The sequence below is a fragment of the Emticicia sp. W12TSBA100-4 genome (assembly GCF_040253585.1).
In the GTDB taxonomy this organism is placed as follows: domain Bacteria; phylum Bacteroidota; class Bacteroidia; order Cytophagales; family Spirosomataceae; genus Emticicia.
Genome location: NZ_JBELAU010000004.1, coordinates 65,621 through 91,485 on the forward strand (window position 1 = coordinate 65,621; position 25,865 = coordinate 91,485).

The 25,865-nt window shown below is 40.1% G+C and carries 21 protein-coding genes; 13 read left to right on the forward strand and 8 right to left on the reverse strand.

Translation table 11 applies throughout. The annotated features are described in order from the left end of the window. The first annotated feature begins 1 nt into the window (after nucleotide 1). Complete coding sequence (locus tag ABR854_RS06075) at nucleotides 2-871, forward strand: LysR substrate-binding domain-containing protein (protein ID WP_350264481.1); 870 nt, start codon at nucleotides 2-4, stop codon at nucleotides 869-871. Here the strand turns inward: ABR854_RS06075 and ABR854_RS06080 are convergent. Together ABR854_RS06080 and ABR854_RS06085 are read right to left on the reverse strand one after the other, a co-directional pair. Further along, nucleotides 863-2,671: a hypothetical protein gene (locus ABR854_RS06080; protein ID WP_350264482.1), complete on the reverse strand. Its 1,809-nt coding sequence runs from the start codon at nucleotides 2,669-2,671 to the stop codon at nucleotides 863-865. The two genes, ABR854_RS06075 and ABR854_RS06080, sit on opposite strands and share 9 nt — an antisense overlap. 69 nt (nucleotides 2,672-2,740) lie before the next feature. After that, nucleotides 2,741-3,208: a CAP domain-containing protein gene (locus tag ABR854_RS06085; protein WP_350264483.1), complete on the reverse strand. Its 468-nt coding sequence runs from the start codon at nucleotides 3,206-3,208 to the stop codon at nucleotides 2,741-2,743. Between the two features lie 266 nt (nucleotides 3,209-3,474). Here ABR854_RS06085 and ABR854_RS06090 point away from each other — a divergent pair, with 266 nt between their 5' ends. Both ABR854_RS06090 and ABR854_RS06095 read left to right on the forward strand, forming a co-directional pair. Continuing rightward, the gene (locus ABR854_RS06090) at nucleotides 3,475-4,335 is read left to right on the forward strand and encodes a ThuA domain-containing protein (protein ID WP_350264484.1); all 861 of its coding nucleotides are present in this window, start codon (nucleotides 3,475-3,477) and stop codon (nucleotides 4,333-4,335) included. Between the two features lie 74 nt (nucleotides 4,336-4,409). Beyond that, nucleotides 4,410-7,565: a PVC-type heme-binding CxxCH protein gene (locus tag ABR854_RS06095; protein ID WP_350264485.1), complete on the forward strand. Its 3,156-nt coding sequence runs from the start codon at nucleotides 4,410-4,412 to the stop codon at nucleotides 7,563-7,565. A 95-nt stretch (nucleotides 7,566-7,660) separates the two neighbouring features. Here ABR854_RS06095 and ABR854_RS06100 read toward each other — a convergent pair whose 3' ends face one another. The 5 genes from ABR854_RS06100 to ABR854_RS06120 form a co-directional block, all read right to left on the reverse strand. Continuing rightward, complete coding sequence (locus ABR854_RS06100) at nucleotides 7,661-8,068, reverse strand: hypothetical protein (RefSeq protein WP_350264487.1); 408 nt, start codon at nucleotides 8,066-8,068, stop codon at nucleotides 7,661-7,663. 83 nt (nucleotides 8,069-8,151) lie between these two features. Beyond that, a complete protein-coding gene (locus ABR854_RS06105) occupies nucleotides 8,152-9,012 on the reverse strand; it encodes an alpha/beta hydrolase fold domain-containing protein (RefSeq protein WP_350264488.1) in 861 nt (286 codons plus the stop codon). Nucleotide 9,013: 1 nt separating this feature from the next. After that, nucleotides 9,014-9,667, reverse strand: coding sequence for a carbohydrate-binding protein (locus ABR854_RS06110; RefSeq protein WP_350264489.1), 654 nt, complete (start codon nucleotides 9,665-9,667; stop codon nucleotides 9,014-9,016). A gap of 112 nt (nucleotides 9,668-9,779) precedes the next feature. Then, entirely contained in the window at nucleotides 9,780-10,808 is a 1,029-nt protein-coding gene (locus tag ABR854_RS06115; RefSeq protein ID WP_350264490.1) for a glycoside hydrolase family 43 protein, read from the reverse strand. 130 nt (nucleotides 10,809-10,938) lie between these two features. After that, nucleotides 10,939-11,589: an NAD(P)-dependent oxidoreductase gene (locus ABR854_RS06120; RefSeq protein WP_350264491.1), complete on the reverse strand. Its 651-nt coding sequence runs from the start codon at nucleotides 11,587-11,589 to the stop codon at nucleotides 10,939-10,941. 235 nt (nucleotides 11,590-11,824) lie between these two features. Between ABR854_RS06120 and ABR854_RS06125 the strand changes: the two genes are divergently transcribed. Together ABR854_RS06125 and ABR854_RS06130 are read left to right on the forward strand one after the other, a co-directional pair. Then, entirely contained in the window at nucleotides 11,825-12,268 is a 444-nt protein-coding gene (locus tag ABR854_RS06125) for an FKBP-type peptidyl-prolyl cis-trans isomerase (protein WP_350264492.1), read from the forward strand. A gap of 38 nt (nucleotides 12,269-12,306) precedes the next feature. Beyond that, nucleotides 12,307-12,717: an FKBP-type peptidyl-prolyl cis-trans isomerase gene (locus tag ABR854_RS06130; RefSeq protein ID WP_350264493.1), complete on the forward strand. Its 411-nt coding sequence runs from the start codon at nucleotides 12,307-12,309 to the stop codon at nucleotides 12,715-12,717. 112 nt (nucleotides 12,718-12,829) lie between these two features. Here the strand turns inward: ABR854_RS06130 and ABR854_RS06135 are convergent, their stop codons facing one another. After that, nucleotides 12,830-14,104 (reverse strand): PQQ-dependent sugar dehydrogenase, encoded by a 1,275-nt coding sequence (locus ABR854_RS06135; protein WP_350264494.1) that lies wholly within the window; start codon nucleotides 14,102-14,104, stop codon nucleotides 12,830-12,832. Between the two features lie 283 nt (nucleotides 14,105-14,387). Here ABR854_RS06135 and ABR854_RS06140 point away from each other — a divergent pair, with 283 nt between their 5' ends. The 8 genes from ABR854_RS06140 to ABR854_RS06175 all read left to right on the forward strand — a co-directional run bounded on the left by ABR854_RS06140 (nucleotide 14,388) and on the right by ABR854_RS06175 (nucleotide 25,853). Beyond that, entirely contained in the window at nucleotides 14,388-16,718 is a 2,331-nt protein-coding gene (locus ABR854_RS06140; protein WP_350264495.1) for a PSD1 and planctomycete cytochrome C domain-containing protein, read from the forward strand. Between the two features lie 320 nt (nucleotides 16,719-17,038). Continuing rightward, nucleotides 17,039-18,490, forward strand: a complete 1,452-nt coding sequence (locus ABR854_RS06145; RefSeq protein ID WP_350264496.1) for a DUF1501 domain-containing protein — start codon at nucleotides 17,039-17,041, stop codon at nucleotides 18,488-18,490. A gap of 71 nt (nucleotides 18,491-18,561) precedes the next feature. Then, nucleotides 18,562-20,706 carry an FN3 associated domain-containing protein gene (locus ABR854_RS06150; protein ID WP_350264497.1) on the forward strand — a complete coding sequence of 715 codons (2,145 nt, stop codon included), beginning with the start codon at nucleotides 18,562-18,564 and terminating at the stop codon, nucleotides 20,704-20,706. Nucleotides 20,707-20,808: 102 nt separating this feature from the next. Next, a complete protein-coding gene (locus ABR854_RS06155) occupies nucleotides 20,809-21,297 on the forward strand; it encodes a YchJ family protein (RefSeq protein WP_350264498.1) in 489 nt (162 codons plus the stop codon). 136 nt (nucleotides 21,298-21,433) lie between these two features. Further along, nucleotides 21,434-21,826, forward strand: a complete 393-nt coding sequence (locus tag ABR854_RS06160) for a hypothetical protein (RefSeq protein WP_350264499.1) — start codon at nucleotides 21,434-21,436, stop codon at nucleotides 21,824-21,826. 34 nt (nucleotides 21,827-21,860) lie between these two features. Next, nucleotides 21,861-23,189, forward strand: a complete 1,329-nt coding sequence (locus ABR854_RS06165) for a M14 family zinc carboxypeptidase (protein WP_350264500.1) — start codon at nucleotides 21,861-21,863, stop codon at nucleotides 23,187-23,189. Between the two features lie 61 nt (nucleotides 23,190-23,250). Beyond that, complete coding sequence (locus ABR854_RS06170; protein ID WP_350264501.1) at nucleotides 23,251-23,961, forward strand: carboxypeptidase-like regulatory domain-containing protein; 711 nt, start codon at nucleotides 23,251-23,253, stop codon at nucleotides 23,959-23,961. 170 nt (nucleotides 23,962-24,131) lie between these two features. Next, nucleotides 24,132-25,853: a M3 family oligoendopeptidase gene (locus ABR854_RS06175; protein ID WP_350264502.1), complete on the forward strand. Its 1,722-nt coding sequence runs from the start codon at nucleotides 24,132-24,134 to the stop codon at nucleotides 25,851-25,853. The last annotated feature ends 12 nt before the right edge of the window (nucleotides 25,854-25,865 follow it).

Here is a 25,865-nt window from a genome sequence, read left to right on the forward strand (position 1 = left end):
AATGGAACTCCGACAGCTTCGTTATTTTCTGATGCTTGCCCAAGAGCTGCACTTCAAGCGTGCCGCCGATAAGCTATTTATTGTTCAGCCAGCACTAACCAAGCAAATCCAAGATTTGGAGGCTGAATTGGGCGTGATACTTTTTGATAGAAATAAACGAAATGTAAAACTTTCGGTGGCAGGCGAGTATTTCAAGACAGAAATAGCGAAGCTTTTTGAGCATTTAGAAAAGTCAAAAAACGAAATAAAGCAAATAGAATTGGGGCAAAAAGGTGAGCTGAAAATCGGTTATGTTGGCTCATGTATTCATACTTTTTTGCCCAGTTTGCTTGGGAATTTACACGATAAATTCCCTGAGATTCATACTTATTTATCAGAAATGACTTCGGCTTCGCAACTTTTGGCAGTTCAGAAAGGCGAGTTGGATATTGCTTTTCTACGCAATCCGCCACCCAACAAGCGTTTCCAACAACGAATCGTTTTTCAAGAAAATTTTGCTCTGGTTTTGCCCAAAAACCATTGGCTTGATTCATCGAATTTTCAATCCATAGCACAAGTTGCCAACGAAAAATTTATTCTTCCCATCAAAACCGATGGCGAGATTTACCACAACCTTCAATGGAGTATTTGTGAAGATGCAGGGTTTACTCCACAAATTTCGCATGAAACCGTACATGGTTATACAACGCTCAAATTAGTAGAAAATAATCTGGGGATTTCGCTCATTCCGATTTCGTTTGAACGAGTAACCAATGCTGCCATTAAATTCATTGAACTTCGAGATATTCCGCAAAAAGCAGAAATCACGGCTTTGTGGAATCCACAAAATCCAAATCCGAGTTTGAGGCGGTTTTTGGAGGTACTACCTTAATTTTCGTACGGTTATTGGCGTACATTGATTATTAAGTTGAACAATTTTTATGGAATTGCTGTCGCTACTAATACCACAAGATGTCTGACATCTTGCAGTATAAGAACCTTCTTTCAGAATGGTAATAGTTGTCCCAGTTGAACCATTGCTCCAGAGAACTGTTCCCGAGCAGCCAGTTGCTGTGAGTGTCGCATTATCAGTACCACAAAGAGCAGTTTTTGTACTTGTAATGTTTGGAGGTTGAATTATATTTGTGCTTCCAATAACAACATTATTAGAGACGGCCGAGCCGCATATAGTATTACAAGTAACGGTATAAGTACCTGCTTGCGAAATCTGCACAGAAGTAGAAGTCATTCCGTTGCTCCAAATCACTACACCGTTACAACCGCTTGCAATTAGATTTGCTGTTTCTCCGCCACAAATGGATGCCTTATTAGAGGTTGCGTTTGGAATAGTAGGTAAAATGCCACTTCGCAAAATAATGGCATTTGAAGGCCCGCTTTCTCCACATTGATTTTTACAAATAACTGAAAATGTACCTGCTATAATCAATTGGATAGAAGAAGTAGTTGCCCCATTCGACCAAATTATCTGGCCTTGGCAGCCAGTAGCCGATAATGTTGCCGATTCACCATCGCATAAAACAGTTTTGTTAGCAGAAATAACAGGTGCAGCTGGTGGGAAGCCTTGCTGAATATTCCATGTATTTGATGGATTGCTACTACCGCACGATGTTTGGCAAATGGCCGAATAAGTCCCTGTTTGCGTAACTGTTATGACCGATGTAGTTTCTCCTGTATTCCATAAAACAGTGCCATTACATAGCGAAGCGGTTAGTATTGCAGATGACCCATTACAAATTGTATTTTGATTGGAAGATACAAAAGGTGTTATGGGTGTAACACCACTTTGTGAAATTGTAATTATGTTTGAGGGTGGACTTGTTCCGCAAGAGTTTTGACATTGAACCGAATATGTTCCTGTTACTGATATTATAAGAGATGTTCCCGTGCTTCCATTATTCCATAAGAGTGTGCCATCTACACAAGCACTCGAAATCAATGTAACAGTTGGATTTAGACAAAATTCGCCATTTAATGCTGAAATGACAGGAGGATTGGTATTGATAGCGGAGATTACTAAAGTATCAGAATTAAGACTACGGTTATCATCTTTCGTACAAAAGGCGTAATATTCTCCTGCGGTATCTACCGAAATACTGCTACCCGTAAAGCCATTGCTCCAATTGATTAATCCTGTGCAATTTGTTGCGGTTAGTACTGCTCTTTCACCATTACATAATGAAGTTTTATCAGTAGTGATTAGAGGCTTTGGTAGAACATTGACTTGAATAGTATTAGAAACAGTACTTCTACACGGTGAGCCTTGACAGTAAGCATTATAAGAGCCATCAGCCATTACAGTGATGCTTGTTCCTTCCGCTCCATTATTCCAAATGACCGTTCCCTCGCAGCCGTTTGCTATCAGGGTATTTGCATTTTGAGTGATTATTGGAGCAGTCGGCGGAAGAATAGTTATAGTGATAGTGTTTGAAACTTCGCCAGTTGGTACGCAAGTAGCGAAATAATTGCCAGCTTGAACTGCATGAATCGCAGAAGGATTATAGGTGTTGCCGTTATTCCAAATGATATTGCCTGAGCAGCCCGTAGCAACAATATTTACCGAATCGCTACTACAAATAGTAGTTGGGCCAATAGCATTGATAGTGAATGTATTATCGTTCCCGAAAGCAAAAATAGAACACTTCAATAGCAAAAGTATAGTAAATATACGCATGGATTATTTGTTAGTTATTGCTTAAAATATAGCAAAAACCATTCCAAATGTAGCCACTTAATCAGTAATTTATTTATTGATAAATATCTGTGTAAAAAATAAATAACCATCAGCCCGACGCACAATTCCCACACCAGTAAGCGTAAATTTGCCTTCAATATTTTTTCGATGCCCAGAACTTTGTATCCAACGATTCACTACTTCTTGTGCCGAAAATTTTCCGTAAGCGACATTCTCTGCAATGGCATTTGATAGTTCTATTTGGCTCATCAATTTATCTGCACGACTTTCAAAACCATCATGTCCGAAATCTACTCGGCCGTCAGCTATGTTTTTGCTGTGTTTTAATGCCTCCGCTGTGATGAGTGGTATCATTTTGAGCGGAGCTAAGCCTTTTCCTCTACGATATTGATTCACATACTCTAAAACCGATTGTTGGAGTTGGGCTTCGCCATTGATTTGTTCGGTGGTTTGTGAGCACGCTTGAAGAGAAAGTAAAAAGAAAGCTAAAAAGGCAAAAATGAGACGATTTTTCATTATAAAATTATCAGTACTTTTATCCTAACGTACTTGATGGGGTTTTGTATTGTGCTTAAATAAATTAAAAACAAAAATTATGTTATTCTTCTGATAAATAATGCTTTATAGGCTTTCTTAAATTTTCTTAATAATATTCTTTCGCCTAAATGAAATTTAATAGAATTAATACTTATTTTTATGAGTAAAAGTTTGGTGACTGAAAAACTGCCTTTAATCGACTGTTAGCCACCTACTTAACTCAACCTTCAATCTATAAAAATCTAATGCGTAAAACTTTTTTATTACTGAGTTTTGTGTTGCTGGGTGCGTTTGTGCATCAGGCAACGGCACAAGCTAAAAAGCAGCCATTAATTGTCTTCGTAACTGGCGACCACGAGTACAGTGGTGAGTTCACGCTTCCATTAATCGCTGCCGAACTCGAAAAAAACTACGGTTTCAGAACCAAAGTTTTGAAGGCTTATCCGAACCAAAATGCCGAGAAAGACATCCCAGGTCTGGAGGCTTTGCAAGAAGCTGATTTGGCAGTTTTCTACCTCCGTTGGCGACAACTTCCGCCCGAGCAACTCGAACACATTGATAAATACCTCAAATCTGGAAAACCAGTAATGGGTTTCCGAACAACAACTCATGCCTTCAATTTTCCGAAAGGTGATGTTTCCGAACGTTGGAATGCCTTTGGTGAATTTGCTCTCAATGCCCCTCCAGGTTGGGGTGGAAAAGCTGCTCACACGCACTATGGACATGAAAGCAGCACCGACGTTTCGGTCATAGAAGCTGCAAAAAAACACCCAATTCTGACGGGCGTTGCTCCGAGTTTTCATGTGCGTTCGTGGTTGTATCGAGTTTTACCTGATTACCCTACCAAAGGTTCTGAGTGGCTTTTGATGGGAAAAGCTGTGAATCCCGATAAGGCAGCCATCGAAAATCCAGTTGCGTGGACAGGTAAAAATTCGTTCGGTGCAAAGGTCTTTACTACTACAATGGGACACCCCGAAGACTTTCAAGTAGAGTCTTTCCAACGCCTTGTTATCAATGCCATTCATTGGGAATTAGGTAAACCTGTACCCAAAAAATGGAAAGGTAAAATAGATATTAATGTGCCATATCGTGGCATGGTTAAATGATTCTTTATCAACCACTAAGGAACTAAGAATCTGCTTTGTGAATCTTAGTTCCTTAGTGGTAAAAAATTGTAATAATGAAACTCAACATCAAAATATTACTCACAACATTCGTACTGATTGTTTTTCTGATCAGTTCGTTTCTTCCAGCTCCGCTTGATATTATTAAAGTAGAAAAAGGAAGCCATATTTCACTCATCGGTGGAAATCTTGGTTCAAGGATGATGAACTATGACCATTTTGAGACCGAAATGCACGTACGTTACCCCGACAACTCATTGATTATCAGAAATATGTGCGATGGTGGCGATACCCCAGGTTTTCGTCCACACGCCAGTCGAAATCTGCCTTGGGCATTTGCAGGTGCTGAAAAATTTCAGACCGAATATGCCAAAAACTCAGAAAGTGAAGGGCATTTCGAGTATCCCGACCAATGGCTTACTCGACTAAAAACTGATGTAATAATTGCGTTTTTTGGTTACAGCGAATCGTTTCAAGGAAGAGCAGGTTTGACAAATTTCAAAGCTGAATTGGATGCTTTTATTAAATATACTTTGAAACAAAAATACAACGGTGTTTCCGCTCCACAACTGGCTATTGTATCGCCCATTGCTTTTGAAGATTTGACCAGCAAATACGATTTGCCAAATGGTGTAAAAGAAAACGAAAATCTTCTACTTTACACCAACGCCATGCGTGAAGTTTCGGCTCAAAATAAAGTACTTTTTGTTGATGCTTTTACTCCTTCAAAAGCATGGTATGCCAGCACAGTCGAACCTTTGACGATTGACGGCTCGCAACTAAATGATGAAGGTTACAAAAAACTCGGTCTTTTACTTTCTGATAAGATTTTCGGTAAAACTCCTGCCAAAGCCGAGTCAAACCGAGCATTGATTCATGCCGCTGTAATGGAAAAAAATTGGATGTGGCACAATGACTACAAAATTCCAAACGGAGTTCATGCGTATGGTCGTAGATATAATCCTTTTGGGCCAGATAATTACCCCGCCGAAATTGAGAAGATTCGACAAATGACCGATATTCGAGATAATGCGATATGGTTAGCAGCTTCAAAAGGTGAAAAAATGGACGTAGCCGCTGCCGACAAAAATACCCGAACGCTTCCGCCAGTGAAAACCAACTTTAATCCCGAAAAAAATGGTAGCCTCGAATATCTCTACGGACAAGATGCCCTCAATAAACTGAAAGTACCAGCGGGTTATAAAATTGAGCTTTTCGCTTCCGAAAAAGAGTTTGATGATTTGGCAAATCCAGTGCAAATGTCGTTTGATAATAAAGGACGTTTGTGGGTAGCTACGATGCCAAGTTACCCGCATTACAAACCTGGTGATGCCAAACCAAACGATAAAATTTTGATTTTGGAAGATACCAATAATGATGGCAAGGCCGACAAACAAACTGTTTTTGTTGATGGTTTACATTTGCCCTTGGGTTTTGAAATTGCTCCCGAAGGCGTGTATGTTTCGCAAGGAACAAACCTCAAACTTTTTACCGATACCAATGGCGATGATAAAGCTGATAAAGTAGAAATCCTACTGAGTGGCTTCGACGACCACGATACGCACCATAATAACAGTGCATTCTGTGCCGACCCATCGGGTGCAATCTATGGCGGTGAAGGCGTTTTCTTACATACAAATGTTGAAACTCCTTATGGAACTGTGCGTGCCACCAATGGCGGTTTTTATAGATATTCTCCACAATTACACAAGCTTGAACGCACCGCTCAGTTATCTATTCCAAACCCGTGGGGAATTGCCTTCGATGATTGGGGACAACCATTTTTTGCCGAAACTTCAAGTCCTGATGTACGTTGGATGATGCCCGGAACTGTACTTCCACGTTATGGTGAAGCTACGCACAAAGGCGTTCAACTCATAGAAAAAGACCACATGGTTCGCCCAACTTCTGGGCTTGAGTTTTTGTGGAGTCGCCACTTCCCCGATGAAGTGCAGGGCGATATGCTTATCAATAATACCATTGGCTTTTTGGGAACAAAACAGCATTCGGTAGTTGATGATGGTACTGGTTATAAAACCAAACACCGCCAAGATTTGATTGTGAGCGAAGACCGAAATTTCCGCCCCGTTGATATGGAAATTGCTCCCGATGGCTCGCTTTACGTCATTGACTGGCACAATATTCTTATCGGACACATGCAGCACAACGCCCGTGACCCATTACGTGACCACGTACACGGACGTGTATATCGTGTTACATATCCATCACGTCCACTACTAACACCAGCAAAGATTGATGGTGCAAACGTAGAAACGTTACTTGATAATTTGAAGCTGCCCGAATACCGTACTCGTTATCGTACACGTCGAGAACTGCGAGGAAGAAATGCCGCCGAAGTTTTACCAAAAATTACAAAATGGGTAGCAAATCTTGATAAAAACGACCCTCGCTACGAGCATCATGTATTAGAGGCTTTGTGGTTAACTTGGGGTTTGAACAAAGTTGACCAAAAGCTACTTCGCCAAATGCTCAAAGCTAAAGATTATCATGCACGAGCGGCTGCGGTTGAGGTTTTGCGTTTTGTGGGGCATCAAGTGCCTGACCAAGCGGCTTTATTGATGCAAGCCGTACGTGACGAAAATAGTCGAGTCCGATTAGACGCTATCGTGGCGGCTTCGTGGATTGGTAAAGAAAAAGGCTTACCGATTTTAGCGGAAGCCAAAAAGAAAGCAATGGACGAATGGATGATTCATGCCCACGAAACGGCCGTTGCTCACTTGAGTGGAATGCCTGTGAAGAAAGCGAAAGAAATTGCCGAAAAATCGGCTTTGAAAGATAAAGAACTCGAATTGTTTACGATGGGCAAGAAAATTTATGCCAAAGAAGGTTACTGCGGAACGTGTCACCAAGCTGATGGAAAAGGTTTGACTGCTTCGGGCTTTCCGCCACTGGCAGGCACAAAATGGGTAACTGGTAATGAAGACCGAGCTATCAAAATCGTGCTAAAAGGCTTAATGGGACAGATTGATGTCAACGGCAAAACTTACCCTGGACAAGTACCAATGACACCATTTGAGGGTTTGCTCAACGATAAAGAAGTAGCGGCCGTTTTGACCTACGTCAGAAATTCGTTTGGTAATAAAGCATCGGCCATTTCGCCCGAAAAAGTAAAAATTGTACGTGCTTCAGTAGCCAATCAGAAAGATATTTATAATGTCTCAAAATTGCTTTTGGAGCATCCGTTGGAGTAATTTTTTACCACTAAGGCACGGAGACCACTAAGTTTCAAAGAGTAGATGCTCTGTGTTTCTTCGTATTCTTCGTGCCTTCGTGGTTATAATTGTTTTTACTTCCCAAATACCAAAGTCTTTGTTCCACCATTTCCACCGCTTGATTTGGTGAATTTTAGCGTTGTATCGGTTTGTTCGCTCAAAATCCAGTCTTCGTTGATTTCGGCCAATGTATTGTCAGAAGTTGCAATTACGATATTGAATTTTTGCTTGCCGCTATCCATCACAGTTGCGTATGTACCGTTGTATTTGTTTGCACTGTTAGTTACTACAATTTCACCAGTCGATTTGAACTCAAAGCTATATGTAGCATAGTTGCTCGTGCGGTCACGGTTATTATTGTCGATAAACGATTTTATTTTCCACGAACCACTGATGCCCGTGTTGTTACTGCTGGTTACATCATCGGAGCTACAACTTGTCAGAATGGCTACAAAAGAGAAAAGAATTAAAAGATTTTTCATAAATAATACATTTTAGGTATGTAAAATATAATCAGTACGATTGTTACTACTTCAAGGTTGCGTAAAAGTATCAAGAAAACTTCTCAAAGACCATTTCCTTTTAAAAACTTTGCAATTTTTTCCATCAATTCGGGCTTGCTATAAGCGGGGTCGGAGTGGCCTGCATTCGGAATAAACTCAATCTGAACTTTCAGATTTTTGGCTTTATAAGCACTCATTAACTCAATCGACTGATTGACAGGTACTTGAATATCCTGCTCGCCATGCACAATAAAAAGTGGTGGGTCATTGGCATCAACTTGATAAACAGGACTTGCTAATTTTGCCAATTCGGTAGCTTGGTCTAAGGGTTTTCCGAGCAAAATAGCCAAAGCTGGCAAACGAACATTGAGGCCATGTGGTGTTGATTGATTGAGAATCGTCAGAAAGTTGGTAGGGCCATAGAAATCTATACAACCTTGAACCGAAGATGAAGTATTGGTAAAATCTCCGAGCTTTCCTTCTAACTCAGCATTGTTGTTAGTGGTAGCTACCAAAGCCGCCAAATGTCCGCCCGACGAACTTCCCCAAATAACTATATTGTCGGCTTTATAACCATATTTACTGGCATTGGCTCTCAGAAAACGAATTGCGGCCTTGATATCATGCACATCAGCAGGGAAAGGTTTTTCGGTACTGGCATGAAAATCGACACTTGCTAAAGCGTATCCGAAAGGAACTAAGCCCAACGGTGGGTTCTCTTTACTACCCGAATGCCATGCACCCCCATGTACCCAAATAATCAGGCGAGGCTCTTGCACGGCTTTTGGTTTATAAATATCAAGTTGGAGTTTTTTATCTCCATCTTGTGCATAAACAATATTTTTTGTGGTTTCGATATCGTTTTGGGCATATAATTTCCCTATACAACCTATTAGTATTGTGAACAGAAGGAAGTTTTTCATGTTATTTGATTTTTATAAACTCAATAAAATCATAATTCATATTGCCTTTTTCGACAGTTCGGAGGGTTAGAATATGCTTGCCTTTGCTGAGTTTTTTGACTTTAAAAATACTTTGTTTGTTCCAATGATGCCATTGCCGCCAAGCAACGGGGTCTTTCTCATTAAAAGTCGATTTGATTAAAATCAACTCTGTCCAAGGCAAACCATCAATTTCAATCGCAATTGTAGCATCAGCATTAGCGGTGTACATCAATGAGCCATCATATTCGCCGTCTTCCTTTACCTCAACCGAATACTTAATCCATTCGCCAGCCTCAGTCCAACCTACATATAATTGTTGCATCAGAGGCTCTACTACATTATAAGGGTTATTATCAATGTCTTTTTCTTTGGTGTATGAAATATCAACCCCTTCTTTGATTCGATAAGTATTTAAGTAAGTGCCATCATTGGGGTTGAGTTTTCCGCTGCCATTATTAACACTATCTTTGTCGTGGTAAGCGATACCTTCTCCACCTAAGTCATATTTTTCACACTCCAACCTGCCAGGAATTGTCTGAAAAACTTCATTCCACGGTTTGCCTTTATAATTAGTTTGTGCTAATAAATTGAGGTTTACGAGGCAAATAACAAGAAGAAATAGATTATTTTTCATAGAATATTCGCTGTTTGGGTTTACCACAAAGAACACTAAGAGAATGCACAAAGAACTCAAAATTTTTAAGACTTTGTACAATACTTTGTGTCCTTCATGGTTAAGAAAAATCTTACTTCAACTTCACTTTTCCAACTCCCTCAAAGGTCATTTTAATATCTTTGATGGTATCGTCTTCGTTGAAATACATTCGGTCGATGCACGTTACACGGTGGTCACGGTCGAGATTTGGAATCGGGCGACGGTGATAGACAATGTACCATTCATCGGTATTCGGAATATTAATCACCGAGTGATGCCCCGCACCAGTTGCCACTGCTTCATCGGCCACCAAAATTGTAGATTTTTTCTCGAAAGGCCCAAAAACATTGTCCGAAACCCCGTAAGCTACTTTATAAGTGCCATTTGTCCAGCCACCTTCCGACCACATCAAATAATATTTTCCTTTACGAACAAACATCGTTGGGCCTTCTACATAGCCTTTTGGTGTGATTTCTTTCACCAAATCGCCATTTTCGTAAGGTACTAAAGCCGTGAAATCATTGTTGAGTTTGGCAATATTGCAGCGTCCCCAACCGCCGTAGATGATATAATACTGTTTGTCTTTATCTTGAAAAACGTACTGGTCAATCGGTTGGGCTTTGTTATAAAACTGATTGATGAGCGGCTTGCCGAGATAATCTTTGTAAGGCCCTTCGGGACGAGACGCCACGCCAATACCAATGCCCCCGATTTTATCATCTTTGTCGGGATTATTCGCTCCGAAGCCTTTACGCTCCGAACTCTGAATATCATTGGCCGAGAAAAACAGAAAATATTTGTTGTCTTTTTTTACGATAGACGGAGCCCACATTGCCTTATTTGCCCATTTTATGGCCGAAGTATCAATGATTCGTGGGTGTTTTGTCCAGTTTACCATGTCTTTTGATGAAAAAGCATCCAAAAAAACTTGGTCTTTGTATTTGGCCGAGAATGTCGGGAAAACCCAAAATTCTTTGTTCAGAATCACACCTTCGGGGTCGGCGTACCAACCTTCAACAATCGGATTTCCAGAAGTGGTTTTTGTGGTTTGGGCGGTTAGTGATTGGGTGAAAGAAAACGTGAGCAAAAAAGCAAGCGTAAATTTTACTATTGAATTCATTAGTTTTGGTAGATTGGTTAAATTTAAAATGGAAGGTTAAATTTAGAGTATATTTTTTACTTCAGGACTCAATATTTGAACTTTAATTTTGTTCAAAAAACAGTGAGTCTTTGGACTCACTGTAAAAGAACTATAAACTCCACAAAAAAGGAGCTTTCCTAATCAAACTTTCATCGCTCAATTGCTTAATCAGAAAATTTGCCAAGTCGGTCGCACTAATTTTATCGCCTTCACAATCTTCCAAACTGGTTTGGGTTTGTCTTTGCTCATCGGTTTGCTCGATGAGTGGTAGCCGTACCAAAGTCCAATCAATATTACTTGCTGTTAGTATAGTATATTCAGTTTGTTTATCGGCCGTCGAGATAGGGAAATTTTCGTACATCCAACGAGTAGCCATAAGATTTTTGTCGCTTTTTTTATCCCAAATAGTATCAACATTTAAGCCCGTAATCACCACATAACGCCTGATTTGATGCTCATTCATTGCCCGAATAATATTGGTCGTTGATTGGCTAAAGATTGTTTTTTCGCTCGCAGGAATGCCCATACCTAAAGTGCTAATAACTGCTTCACAACCATCAATGAGCGTGCTCATGGCTTGATAATCATTGGCATTACCCTCTATGATTTCGATGAGCGGATGGCTGGGTGTATCTGTTCGACTAACCGAAGGACGAAGAAGAAGTTTGATAGAAAATCCCTGTTTGATAAGCTCTCTGACAAGGTATTTACCCGATTTGCCTGTACCGCCAATAACGGCGATTTTTGTATGTTTTTGCATAAAATTCTCTATAAAATTTGATAAAACAATAATGTAGGAATGTGATGTTTCACAAACCCAAATCAGCAAAAGCACCGAGACTTCTGCCCGAAATCAATATTTTATAAAGAGATTTTAATGAGCCAAAATTAGTCGTTTTTTAGCTATGTACAAGTATTTAACCAGATTTTTTGTATAATTTTGAACTTTCTAAGACTTTTATTGGCTCAAAGAACCTAACACTAAACTCAATTTTATGCGTAAAATTTATTTATTCCTTGCTATTTTGGCGGTAGCTATCACAGCTTGTCAAAAAGATGGTATTCCAGAAGAAGACCAAATCAATAGCTATGTTACGAGCAAAAACCTGACTGTTACCGAAAAAACGGCTTCGGGTCTGCGTTATATTGTCACGAAAGCCAATCCTACGGGAGCAGCTTTGAAAGCAGGACAAATCATCAACGTAAATTATGCAGGAACGTTTTTGTCTGGAAAATCTTTTGACTCAGGAAATTTCAGTTTTGTATTAGGTGCAGGTCGTGTAGTTGAAGGTTTTGATGAAGGAATCGCAAAAATGAGAGTCGGAGAGAAAGCAATAATTATTTTCCCTTCAACTTTAGGCTATGGCCCGAATGACTACAATGGTATTCCAGGAGGTTCGCCTTTGGTTTTTGATATAGAAGTAGTTTCAGCAAGATAATACAAGAATAATATTTTTTAATTATAACTTCAATAATAATGGCAACATACGGAAAGGATGGTTTTTCGGGTACGGAAGATGAGCAAATAGAAAGCTATATCAGCAGTAAAAACTTGGCTATTACCGAGAAAACCTCTTCGGGGTTACGCTTTATTCTGACTTCACCAAATGAAGCGGGTGCAGCATTAGCAGCAAGACAAAACGTTACGGTAAAATACGCAGGAAGACTTCTATCTGATGAGCAATTTGATGAAGGCACTTTCAGTTTTATATTGGGCGTTGGGCAAGTAGTTGGTGGCTTCGATGAAGGTATTGCCAAACTAAAAGTCGGCGAAAAAGGCACAATTATTTTTCCTTCGTCGTTGGGTTATGGCTCACGTGGTGCGGGTAGAGATATTCCAGGATACTCTCCTTTGGTTTTCGATATTGAAATCGTTTCGGCAAGATAACCCCCTGCCACAGCGGCGGACCGTCCCTAAAGGGGAGGGAAATTTAAAAACAAAAATAGGTCTGTACAATTCTGTGCAGACCTATTTTTGTTTTTAACTGATAGTTATCTTATTACTTTTTATAAGCAATTCGGTAGATTGTGCCATTTAAATCATCGCTTACATACAATGCTCCATCGGGGCCTTGTGCCAATCCGCAAGGGCGGTGTTGTACTGGGCCAGTTGGCTTTACGAGGTCAATTCCTGCAAAATTATCAGCAAAAATCTCCCACTTTCCTGAAGGCTTATTGCCTACAAAGGGTACAAAAGCTACAAAATAACCTTTTTTCAATTCTGGTGATTGTCCGTGAAAAGCAATAAATGCTCCATTGCGGTATTTTGCAGGAAACATATTTCCAGTATAAAAAAGTAAATCGTTTGGCCCTAAGTGAGCAGGGAAAGCCACTGTTGGATTGATTGCTTTTTCACCACCTGTTTTTTTGCCATCGCCACCATACTCAGGAGCAACGATTTTCTTCTTCTGAAATTGGTCATAATAAATATATGGCCAACCAGCATCATCGCCTTGATGAAGCTCGTAGAGTGTTTCGGCTGGAAGCTCAGCACTTTGTTGAGGTGTATAATATTGCGGGTAAAAATCATGGAATTGCCCACGTCCGTGAACGGTTGCGAAAAGCGTGTTTGTTTTTGAATTCCAAGCAGTTCCAACGGCATTTTTTAGGCCAGTAGCGTAGCGAATTCCATCAGAAAATGTCTGATTCAATTTTTCGGCATTGAATTTCCAAATGCCACCTGCCGAATCTAAAATCGAACACGGCATAATACCCTTGCCAGTTCCTTTTTCTCGACAGGGGTCGTTATATGAGCCAACCGTAACATATATATTATTGGCATTATCCAGCACAAAAGGTTTGGCATTGTCTCGGCCCTTATCAACCAAGCCATCAACTATTTTTTCGGGGTTTTCGGCATCAATAATTTCTTCTTTTTCATTGAGTTTATAGCGAAGCACACCCGTATTTGAAGAAGCATACAAATAACCGTTTTTGATGGTAACCCCCGTACCTGGGTAATTCCCGAAATATTTTGTTTCATCAATTATCCCATCTTTGTTGGTGTCACGCATGAGCAAAATGCCTTTGCCGTCTTTGAGTTTCGATAATTTGGCATAAATATCTCCATTTCTTGAGACAGTAAGGTGGCGAGTTGCTCCTAAATCAGAGCCAAGAATAGTGGCCGAAAATCCAGCAGGAAGCTTAATTTCTTCGGCAATGACGGCTTTTGTTTTCTTTACGGGTGGTTCGGTAATGTTTTTATAAGAAAATAGACCCACACTTCCTGCCAAGGCAGCAAACGTAAAGGCCGAACGAACAAATGTGTTTTTCATGAAAATTGAGGTTAGGATTGGATAGATTTTTCTGATACCGTAAAAATAGGAGTTTTTAAAGTTTTTTTTAGAGAAATATTATTTTTTTATTCTTTCTTACTATCTTTAATAAAATTTTTTAAAAACTATTTTTTAAGTGCTATTTATAATATTCGATGTTTATAAGTCAGTAAATGACTTATAGATAAGTGTTTAATAAACTTTTGAGAATAGAATAGTCATTTAAAAAGTTTTAAAAAATACTATCAACAATCTATTCGCTATAATTTTATTTTACTAACCGATGAAAAGTATAGTTTTTAAGGCTAAGACTTTTTTCCTTTTACTGCTTGCAAGTGTAAGCTTGGCAACAATTGTCTGGAATTGTACTTCTTCGTCTGCGGTAGAAACCGCTGCAATTCCCGATGAGGTTGATTATAATTTTCATATCCGCCCGATTCTCTCCGACCGTTGTTTCAAATGTCATGGGCCTGATGTCAGTAAACAAGAAGCTGGTTTACGCCTCGATACACCCGAAGGTGCGTATGCTGCCCTCAAAGATAACCCCAAAGCTCATGCGATTGTGGCTGGAAGTTTGGAGCAATCGGAGGTTTATCAGCGAATCATTGCTAAAGATACATCGGTACTGATGCCACCGCCATCATCGAACCTAAAACTAAGCCAACACGAAGTCGAATTAATTGCCAAATGGATAAAACAAGGAGCAAAATATAAGCCTCATTGGGCGTTTATTGCACCACAAAAACCAAAATTACCCGAAGCTGACGAAGATTGGGTAAAAAATGAAATTGATAATTTCGTTTATGCTAAAATGGACGAAAAAGGTTTAAAACCCAATGAAGAAGCCGACAAAGAACGCTTACTAAAACGTGTAAGTTTCGACCTCATCGGACTTCCTCCAAGCATAGAAATGCAAGAGCGTTTCTTAAAAGATAATTCGCCCAATGCTTATGAAAAAATTGTTGATGAATTACTAAAAAATAAGCATTATGGCGAAAAAATGGCCATTTCGTGGCTCGATGTGGCTCGTTATGCCGACTCGCACGGTTATCAAGATGATGGACTTCGCACCATGTGGCCGTGGCGAGATTGGGTGATTCATGCGTTCAACTCAAATTATCCGTATAGCAAATTCCTGACTTGGCAGTTGGCGGGCGATTTATTGCCGAATCCGAGCAAAGAAATGTTGCTGGCAACAGGTTTCAATCGCAACCATAAAATTACGCAAGAAGGTGGCGTAATTGATGAAGAATACCGTATCGAATACGTGACCGACCGCACCAATACTTTCGGAAAATCTTTCTTGGCTCTCACTTTCGAGTGTGCCCACTGCCACGACCATAAATACGACCCGATTTCGCAGAAAGATTATTATCGAACCTTCGCTTTCTTTAATCAAGTACCAGAAAAGGGGCTTTTCGGAACGATTGATGCTTCGTTTGCCGACCCTCCCAACATGAAAATTACGACCGAAGACGTAAATTCTATCTTGAAATTTATCAATAAAAAAGATACGGCTAAAGTAATGGTCATGGTCATGAAAGATAGCTCGAAAGTTCGCCCGACTTATGTACTGAATCGTGGAAATTATGATTCGCACGGAGAGATGGTTGGAGTCGGAATTCCGAAAGCAATCATGCCATTTGATACCAATAAACTGGAGAAAAACCGACTTGGCTTAGCAAAATGGATGCTTGATGCTCGAAATCCACTGACGGCAAGGGTGTATGTAAATCGCCTTTGGGCTTCGTTCTTTGGTAGAGGAATCGTAAAAACTTTGGGTGATTTTGGAATGCAAGGTGAGTTACCTTCACACCCCGAATTGCTCGATTGGCTGGCGGTAGATTTCAGAGAAAACGACTGGAACGTTAAGCGTTTGGTAAAGCAAATTGTGATGTCGGCCACTTATCGACAATCTTCAACAATCACCAAAAAACACCTAAAAACTGACCCCGAAAATATCTTTTTAGCTCGTTCAACTCGTATGCGTTTCCCTGCCGAAAATGTGCGTGACCACGTGCTGGCAAGTAGCGGAGTGCTGAACGAAGAAATTGGCGGCCCGAGTGTGAAACCTTACCAACCAAAAGGACTTTGGGAAGTAGCCACTTCGGGGCGAGGAACGTTGGCAAGATACGTACAAGACCATGAATCTGACCTTTATCGCCGAGGAATGTATGTTTTTATTAAGCGAACAGTTCCGCCACCGTCAATGCTGATATTTGATGCCAGCAACCGTGACCAATGCGAAGTACAACGCAGTCGAACCAACACGCCACTCCAAGCACTGGTGATGATGAATGACCCACAAACCATGGAAGGGGCAAGGGTTTTAGCCGAAAATCTTATGTCGGAAAATACGCCGCTCGAAACTAAACTTGAAAAGGCATTTAGACGCATCATTTGCCGAAAACCCAAAGCCAAAGAACTGGGTATTTTGAAGCAATATTTTGAATCAGAAAAGGAGTTTTTTGCTAAAAATGCCAAGAAAACTGACAAAATGCTCAGCATTGGCGAATTCAAACGTAAAGAAGTAAAAGACAAAAATTCAACCGCCGCTCTCATGCAAACTATCCAAATGATTTTTAATATGGAAGAGGCGATTGTGAGGGGGTGAAACTTAATTTAACGTTATAATACCCCTGCCCCTTCAAAGATAACGATGATTATTTCTAAGTTCTGAGTTGAATTTCCCCTCCTTATTTTCAAGGAGGGGTGTCCTGACGAAGTCGGACGGGGTGGTTTTGCGTATAAGTTGATTGAAAAGACTTTTGAACTCCTTAACCACCCCGTCAAAATTCGACTTTGTCAGAATTTTGCCACCCCTCCTTGAAAAAAGGAGCGACCGTCGCACGGGGGAAATTTTAGAACCAATCAAGCCCTGCTTCGTAGTAGGATGTAAAAACACAATTTATACTATTCACTCATTGAATTTATATGCAAAACGAATTCTTCAATCATAAACTAAACATTACCCGCCGTCACTTTTTGGGTAAGGCTGCTGCTGGAATCGGCACTTTGGGTTTAGGCTCATTGCTGATGCCTAATTTATTTAAAGGCGAAGAAAACCTCGACCAGTTGCCTTTGGGTTTGCCACATTTTGCTCCAAAAGCCAAGCGAGTGATTTATTTGTTTCAGAATGGGGCTCCCTCTCAGCTCGAAACCTTTGATTATAAGCCTACGCTCACCAAAATGATGGGTCAAGATTTGCCCGAGTCAATCCGAAATGGACAGCGACTCACTGGAATGACTTCTAATCAGACCAAGTTTCCGTTGATGGGTTCGTTTTTTGATTTTAAGCAATACGGTCAGTCAGGAGCGTGGGTGAGCGATTTACTCCCGAATATGGCCAAAATTGTTGATGACCTTTGTATCATCAAAACCATGAATACCGATGCCATTAACCATGACCCAGCACTTACTTTCTTACAAACTGGGGCCCAAGTGGGAAATCGCCCGAGTATGGGAGCATGGATGAGTTATGGTTTGGGTAGCGAAAACAAAAATCTTCCTGCATTTTGCGTTTTGCTTTCTCGTGGACGTGGAAACGGGCAAGGGGTTTACTCAAAACTTTGGACGAATGGATTTTTAGACTCCACGCACCAAGGTGTAGTTTTTAGTAGTGGCGAAGACCCAATTTTGTATCTCAACGACCCCGAAGGTACAGATAAAATTGCCCGAAGAAGAATGTTGGATAAGCTGGCCGAGCTTAATCATTTAGGTTTTGAAGAAAACGGCGACCCCGAAGTACAAGCCAAAGTGCAGCAGTACGAAATGGCGTACAGAATGCAAACGGCTGTGCCAGAACTCACCGATTTATCGAAAGAACCCGACCATATCATAAAAATGTACGGTCCCGAGTGTTTAGTGCCAGGAACTTACGCTGCCAATGCTCTTTTAGCTCGAAAACTATCTGAATCGGGCGTAAGATTTGTGCAGTTGTATCACCAAGGTTGGGACCAACACGGAAACCTTCCTAACGAAATGCCTCTCCAAGCCCAAGACGTTGACCGAGCTTCTGCGGCTTTGATTACCGACCTCAAACAACGTGGACTTCTGGACGAAACTTTGGTGATTTGGGGCGGAGAGTTTGGTCGAACAAACTATTGTCAAGGAACATTCACAAAAGATAATTATGGCCGTGACCACCACCCACGAGCATACAGTATTTGGATGGCAGGCGGAGGCGTAAAACCTGGCATTGTTTACGGAGAAACTGATGAATTTGGCTACAACATCGTGCGTGACCCTGTGCATATTCACGATTTTCATGCAACAGTTATGCACCTAATGGGCTTAAATCATGAACAACTTACCTACAAACATTTAGGTCGAAGATACCGCCTAACCGATGTGGCAGGAAATGTAATTTCTGGGCTTATGGCGTAACACAATTTTCTAAATTGTGCAATTTTAAAAAAGCAATTTGAAAAATTGCTCTACAAAATTATAATAATTAAATGACCCGTTTCTATAAAATTTCATCGTACCTATTATTAAGCCTAAATATTCTCTTGCTATTCTTTTTGGTGTTTGAAGAGCAAGTAATCCTTCCACTTTGGATGAGTCCACTTGGACGGATGCACCCATTATTACTGCATTTACCGATAGGTTTTGTGGTATTATTGGTGCTTTTTTCGTTCTTGAAAAATGAAATTGAGGCAAAGAGTTACGAGCTTATCCGAACACTTTTATTAACTCTAACGGCACTTTCGGCTGCAATCGTAGCATTGATGGGTTTCTTTTTATCAAGAGAAGGAGGCTATGATGAGCGACTTTTACAGGTTCATAAATTCACGGGTATTGCTGTGAGTGTAATGGCTTATGGAGTAGTAATTTTTGATGAAAAACTGAATCAAAAAACATATTCTAACTGGGTGTTATTGGGCATCATGGCCGTTGCTGGACACTTCGGGGCAGGCATTACTCATGGTGAAAATTATCTGTTTGAAGCGTGGCAAAAAACTGATACTGCTCCACAGTTTTCAGAAAATGACCCTATGTATCAAGCGGCCATTTTCCCGATTCTCGAAGCTAAATGCGTGGCTTGCCATAATGATGATAAAACCAAAGGTCAACTTAATATGAGTAGTATTGAGAAGATTCTGAAAGGTGGAAAAAATGGAATAATTTGGAAAGTGGGCGATGCTCTCAATAGTCACATTATTCAACGAGCAAATTTACCGCTCGAACACAAAGAACACATGCCACCGAAAGGCAAACCACAATTAACGACTGATGAAATTGCTCTCTTATCTGCATGGATAAACGAAGGTGCAGACACAAAAAAAGCCTTCAGAAACTATTTGACAAGTTCAGAAACGAAGAAAATTGCTTCAAAACTTGTTGGTATGAAATCCGCTACCAAAGAAGTCAAGGTTTATAGTTTTTCGATACCTTCGGAGTCAGATTTAGCAGCTGTGAATACACCTTTTTGTTCGGTTTTTCCGTTGGCAACAGGTTCGCCCGCATTGCAGGCTGATTTCTTTGTAATTAAGAAATTCGACCGTAAAGTTTTAGAAAATCTCTCGAAAGTAGGTGAGCAACTGGTGATTTTGAATCTATCGAAAATGCCAGTACACGATGAAGATTTGGCTTTAATAGCCAATTTTCCAAATCTCGAAAAACTCATTCTCAATCAAACCGATATTACTGGAAATACTTTAGACCAACTCAACAAATGTAAGAATTTGGAGTCTGTGGCTTTGGCAGGAACGAAAGTTTCTAAAGAAAACCTTCAAAAAATACTTGATTTACCGAAATTAAAAGAAGTCTTTGTGTGGAATACCTCCATCAACGAAGCCGCCTTAGCAGAATTGGGAAAGAAATTTCCAAAAATCAAATTCGATAGAGGAAGGCTCGACAACCCAAATGAAATTCTGCAACTCAATCCACCAATTTTGGTCAATGAAGATTTCATCATTAAAACCAATACACCAATTTCGTTGAAACATACCCTCAAAAATGTAAAGATTCGCTACACGCTTGATGGTTCTGAACCAGACTCAACAACGGTAAATATCTACGAAAAACCAATCATCATTGATAGTTACACAAAATTTAAGGCCATCGCAACCAAAGAAAACTGGTATGCCAGCCGGAAAGTAGAATTCAGTTTTTTCAAGTCGAGTTTTGTGGCTGATAGTGTCTATTTGCTCAATTTACCCGACCCAAAATATTCGGGTAAAGGTGGAAGTACGCTAAATGATTTGAAAAAAGGCCCTACTGATAATTTTGGTGATAAAGCATGGTTGGGTTATCGTGAAAAAGAATTTATCGGACTTTTTGAATTTAAGAAAGTTCAACCAGTCAAAGGTCTAACAATCAGTTATTTACAAAAAATGGATTCTTTCATTATGCCACCTTTGGCGGTGGAGATTTGGGCTGGAAATAGCAAAGCTGATTTGAAATTCATTCAGAAAATCACGCCAAAACAAGCTGAAAAAATGGAAGGAAACGCTAATCTGGGGCTGCAAATTCCTCTTGCACAAGGCTCATATAAACTAATAAAATTGGTTATTAAACCAGTATCAAAACTTCCAGTTTGGCACCCAGGCAAAGGTCAGAAAGGTTGGTTTTTTGTCGATGAAGTATTTTTCAATTGATTTATTGACGTAATTTGTAGCATTAATAATGAGTAGTCATTGTCTGTGTCCTCACAGACAATGACCAAAGTATTTTATCTTTTGTCTCTTGTCTCAAATCTCTTGTCTGAATTACTTATGTGCTACTGTGGCGAAGCCAAACCATTCTCCGACTGTTGCGAACCAATCATAAAGGGTGAAAAAACTGCCCAAACTGCTGAACAATTGATGCGTTCGAGATACTCGGCTTATGTGGTGGTCGATGTGAAATATTTGATAGCAACTACCTACCCAACTCAACAAAAAAACTTCGATGAAGCCGATATTCGGGCGTGGGCAGTAGCCAATCAATGGCAAAAACTGGAGGTTATTGCGGCAAAAAAAGGAAAATTCAACGAAGAAGATGGTGAAGTGGAATTTAAAGCTTCTTACTTAGACGATACTGGTATGCTACAAATCCATCATGAAAAATCTACGTTTGTCAAAGAAAATGGTCAATGGTATTATTTGAGTGGAATTATTGGTAAGTTAGAAGCATCACAAACCCAAAACCGAAATGATTTGTGTGCCTGCGGAAGTGGCAAAAAGTACAAGAAATGTTGTGGTAGATAGGCTAAAAACTAATCAAAAATACGTGCGAGATTAGAATTTACTTAGACCCCTAAATTCTAATCTCAAAAAGCCGATTTTCTACTTTTTTAAATATTATTTTGTTCTTCATATTGAAGTGCATTTTTTATTTAAACTTATGAAAACTCCATTTTTTATTTCTTTATTTTTAATCGCTTTTGAAGGCTTTTCACAGAAAATAGCATCTATTACGCTTAACGAATCTACACGTGGTTTTAGGCGAGAAATTACGATTACAGAAAAAGAGTATATTTTAGACGAAAACTCTGTTAGTTCTAAGAGAAAACTCTCTGCCGAAGATTGGAATGAAATCATGAAAATTTGTGCAAAAATCAACTTGGAAGAGTTGCCTAATCTCAAATCTCCATCGAAGAAAAGAGCAAACGATGCCGCTTTGCAGGCTAATATTGAGGTGCAAATAGGAAGAAGAAAGTATCAATCTGCCACGTTCGACCACGACAATCCACCCAAAGAGCTTTTGAAGTTGGTAAATAAACTCAGAAATCTATAACTTGCGTTTTTACCCACGATATTCTTTTAAATCTATGGTAGTTCTTCGCAAACGCTTTACCTTTGTGCTTTCGGTAATTATTACATTTCTAACCAACATGTCAGCGATTGCACAACCCAAACTTCCAGATTTCTCAAAACAACTATTCGATAGTCACGAACAAATCAAAGAACAAAGCCTCATTAAACGTCGTTTTAAACACAAAGATATTGTTCCGTTGATAGAAAAATTGCCTTTTTCGGTCGAGAAAGCAGGGAAGTCATTTGAAGAACGTGATATTTATCAAATTAAGATGGGAAGTGGCAAAACGAAGGTTTTGTTGTGGTCGCAAATGCACGGCGATGAAGCTACCGCCACGATGGCATTGTTTGATATTTTTAATTTCTTTCAAGGGAAAAACGATGGATTTGATGCCCTAAGAAGCAAAATTCTTGAAAACTGTACACTTTATTACGTACCAATGCTCAACCCCGATGGGGCAGAACGTTTCCAAAGACGTACCGCTACCGACATTGATATGAACCGTGATGCCCTAAGTTTTCAGACACCCGAAGGCAGAATTTTGAAGAAATTACAAGACGAGCTAAAACCTGAGTTTTCGTTTAATTTACACGACAAAAATACCAAATACAGTGCAGGAGCAAGCGGCAAACAAGCAACGATTTCATTCTTGCCAACGTCATACAACTATGCAAAAGAATGGAATCCTGCCCGAACACGAGCCATGCAGGTGATTTGTGGTATGCACCAAACGCTGCAACAATTTATTCCTGGGCATCTGGGTCGCTGGAATGACGACCACGAACCACGTGCTTTTGGCGATAATATTGCTAAGTGGGGAAGTAGCCTGATTTTGATAGAATCGGGTGGATATAAAGAAGATATAGAAAAGCAATTTATCAGAAAACTCAATTTTGTGGCAATTTTGACTGGTTTACAAGCAATTGCTGAACAATCATACACAAATTTTGAGTTAAAAACCTACGAAGCTATTCCGAACAACGACCGCTATATATTTGACTTACTCATTCGTAATGCCGAATTTGTGCATAATGGTAAAACCATCATCAAAGATATTGGCATTAATCTCAGCGAAAAAAACATCAACAACGCTACTGATTTTGTGCTTTCGAGCGTTATAGAAGACCTCGGCGACCTTTCTACTTTTTGGGGGCTCAAAGAAATTGATGCCAAAGGATTGAGAGTGAGTAAGTTATCAGAATTTCCACAAGTTTTGCAGAAATATAAAGTTTCGGAAAACGAAGTACAGAATCAAGAAATAAACCTTGACGAAACAGCGAGTTTCTTGCTTACAAAAGATAAAGAAGTGAAATATATCATCTTGAATGGACAAATTAAATAGCCCCACCGTAGCGACGGTCGCCCCCAACCCCTCCTCGATAGGGAGGGGAGTAAAAATTCTTATGCTTCTTATTCCCCTTCAGGGCTTAGGGGTGTTTTCTACATTTGCCCAAAAATCTTATGTCCTTGGCAAGGCCATTGATAAAGTTACGGGAAAACCCGTACCATCGGCAACCGTCGTGAATAAAGATACAAGACAAGTAACCAAAACTGGTGAAAATGGTAATTTTTTGGTACGTGCCTCTAAAGGCGATTCAATCAAAATTACATCGGTTGGTTATAAGGCAACGGGCATTGCATGGGACGGTGTAAATCTCGAACCAATCATCGAAATGCGACAAGATGCCATTGCATTGAAAGAAGTAGTGGTCAGAGATAAACGATTGGAGCAGGTAAAGCAACAAATAGAAGAGTTGATGGGTTCGCCCGAAGCTTCGACGAAGCTAAAATGGAAAGATATTTCAAACCTTATCAATACGAATACTTCAACACCTGGCACAATCGGTATTTCGATTGATGGACTTTATGAGCTTTTCAGCAAAGAAGGAAAATCTCGCCGAAAACTGGCAGCCATGAAGCAAGAAGACCTCAAAAAGCTCTTGGTTGAGTATCGTTATAACTCCGAATACATTTCGTTTGTAACAAAACTCAAAGGCCAAGAATTAAAGAATTTTATGAAGTTTTGTAATTTACCAGATAACTTTGTGCTTACCGCCAACGACTACGACCTGACTTTAGAGGTTTTCCGTTGTTTGGATGAGTTTAAGCGTTAATTTTGGATGTGAGATACAAGATAGGAGATACGAGACAGGAGACACAAGACACAAGAGAGAAAATTCTCATATCCCGAATCCAGTATCTCAAATCTCATATCCCGAATCCAGTATCTCAAATCTCATATCCTGAATCCAGTATCTCGAATCCCATATCTCAAATCTAAAAAATGCAAGAAATAGAAATACCACAGCGAAAACCACGCACATTTATTGGGGAAGAATTTGCCCTGACCTCGTGGCAAGATTTAAAACCACTTTACGAAAATTTGGTGAGCCGTTCGGTTACGAATGCCCAAGAATTACGCCAATGGTTCATAGACCGTAGTGAGTTAGAATCGTATTTATCAGAAAATTTGGCTTGGCGATACATCAAAATGACTTGCGATACCGCCAGCGAAGAAAATCAAAAAAACTACCAGTTTTTTGTAGAACAGATTCAGCCCGAACTTTCGGTTTATAGCGACCAACTCAATAAAAAAGCTCTTGAAAGTGCATTTTTGGGTGAATTGACTGATGAAGGATTCTTCATCACGATTCGTGGAATGAAAAAATCGGTTGAGATTTTCCGTGAAGAAAATATTCCGATTGAAACTCAAATTCAGACCAAACAAACGGAATATCAATCAACTACGGCAGCAATGACCGTAAATATCAATGGCGAAGAAATGACTTTGCCAAAAGCAGGAGATTTATTGCAGTCGCCTAATCGTGCGATTCGTGAAGAGGCTTGGACAAAAATTGCCGAACGCCGCTACCAAGACCACGAAAAACTCGATACGCTATTCAACGAACTGCGTGATTTACGCCACCAATTGGCCGTTAATGCGGGTTTCTTGAATTTCCGTGATTATATGTTTGCTGCCATGGGGCGTTTCGATTATACGCCACAAGATTGCTTCAATTTTCACGAGGCCGTGGCTGAAACCGTTGTGCCTTTGGTTGATGAAATGGCCAAAGAACGCAAAGCAAAACTAAATGTCGATGAACTTCGTCCGTGGGATTTGAAAGTTGACCCTGATGGTAAACCTGCTCTCAAACCTTTCAGTAATGGAGAAGATTTGTTGGATAAAACCGTTGAATGTTTTCGAAGAATCGACCCAAAACTGGCTGATTATATTCGTATCATGCGACGCATGGGGCATTTCGATGTAGAATCTCGCAAAGGAAAAGCCCCAGGTGGATATAACTATCCGCTCGAAGAAATCGGTGTGCCGTTTATTTTTATGAATGCCACTTCGAGTCTGCGTGATGTGGTTACGATGGTTCACGAGGGCGGACACGCCATTCACTCTTTCGAGGTGCGTGATTTGCCATTGAATTCATTCCGTAGTACAACTTCAGAGGTGGCCGAATTGGCTTCGATGTCGATGGAGTTGATTTCGATGGAGCATTGGGGCGTGTTTTTCGAGAATGAAGAAGACCTAAAACGTGCCAAAATAGAGCATTTGGAAGATATTTTGGAGGTTTTGCCGTGGATTGCAACAGTCGATAAGTTCCAACATTGGATTTATGAAAACCCTGCACATAGCATCGAAGAACGTCAGACCCGCTGGGTGCAGACGTTTGAGCAATTCTCCGATTCTGTGACCGAATGGAAAGGTTTTGAGCGATTCAAAAAATACAATTGGCAGCGTCAGTTGCACATTTTTGAAGTGCCATTCTACTATATCGAATACGGAATGGCTCAGTTGGGTGCAATTAGCGTTTGGCGAAATTACAAACAAGATGCCCAAAAAGGACTCGATGGTTATCTAAATGCACTGAGGTTGGGCTATACTACAACCATCAGTAAAATTTACGAAGCAGCCAACGTAAAATTTGATTTCTCAAAAGAATACATCGCCGAATTGATGGATTTTGTAAAGCAGGAATTGGCGAAATTGAAGTAAGTTTTCTGTCAA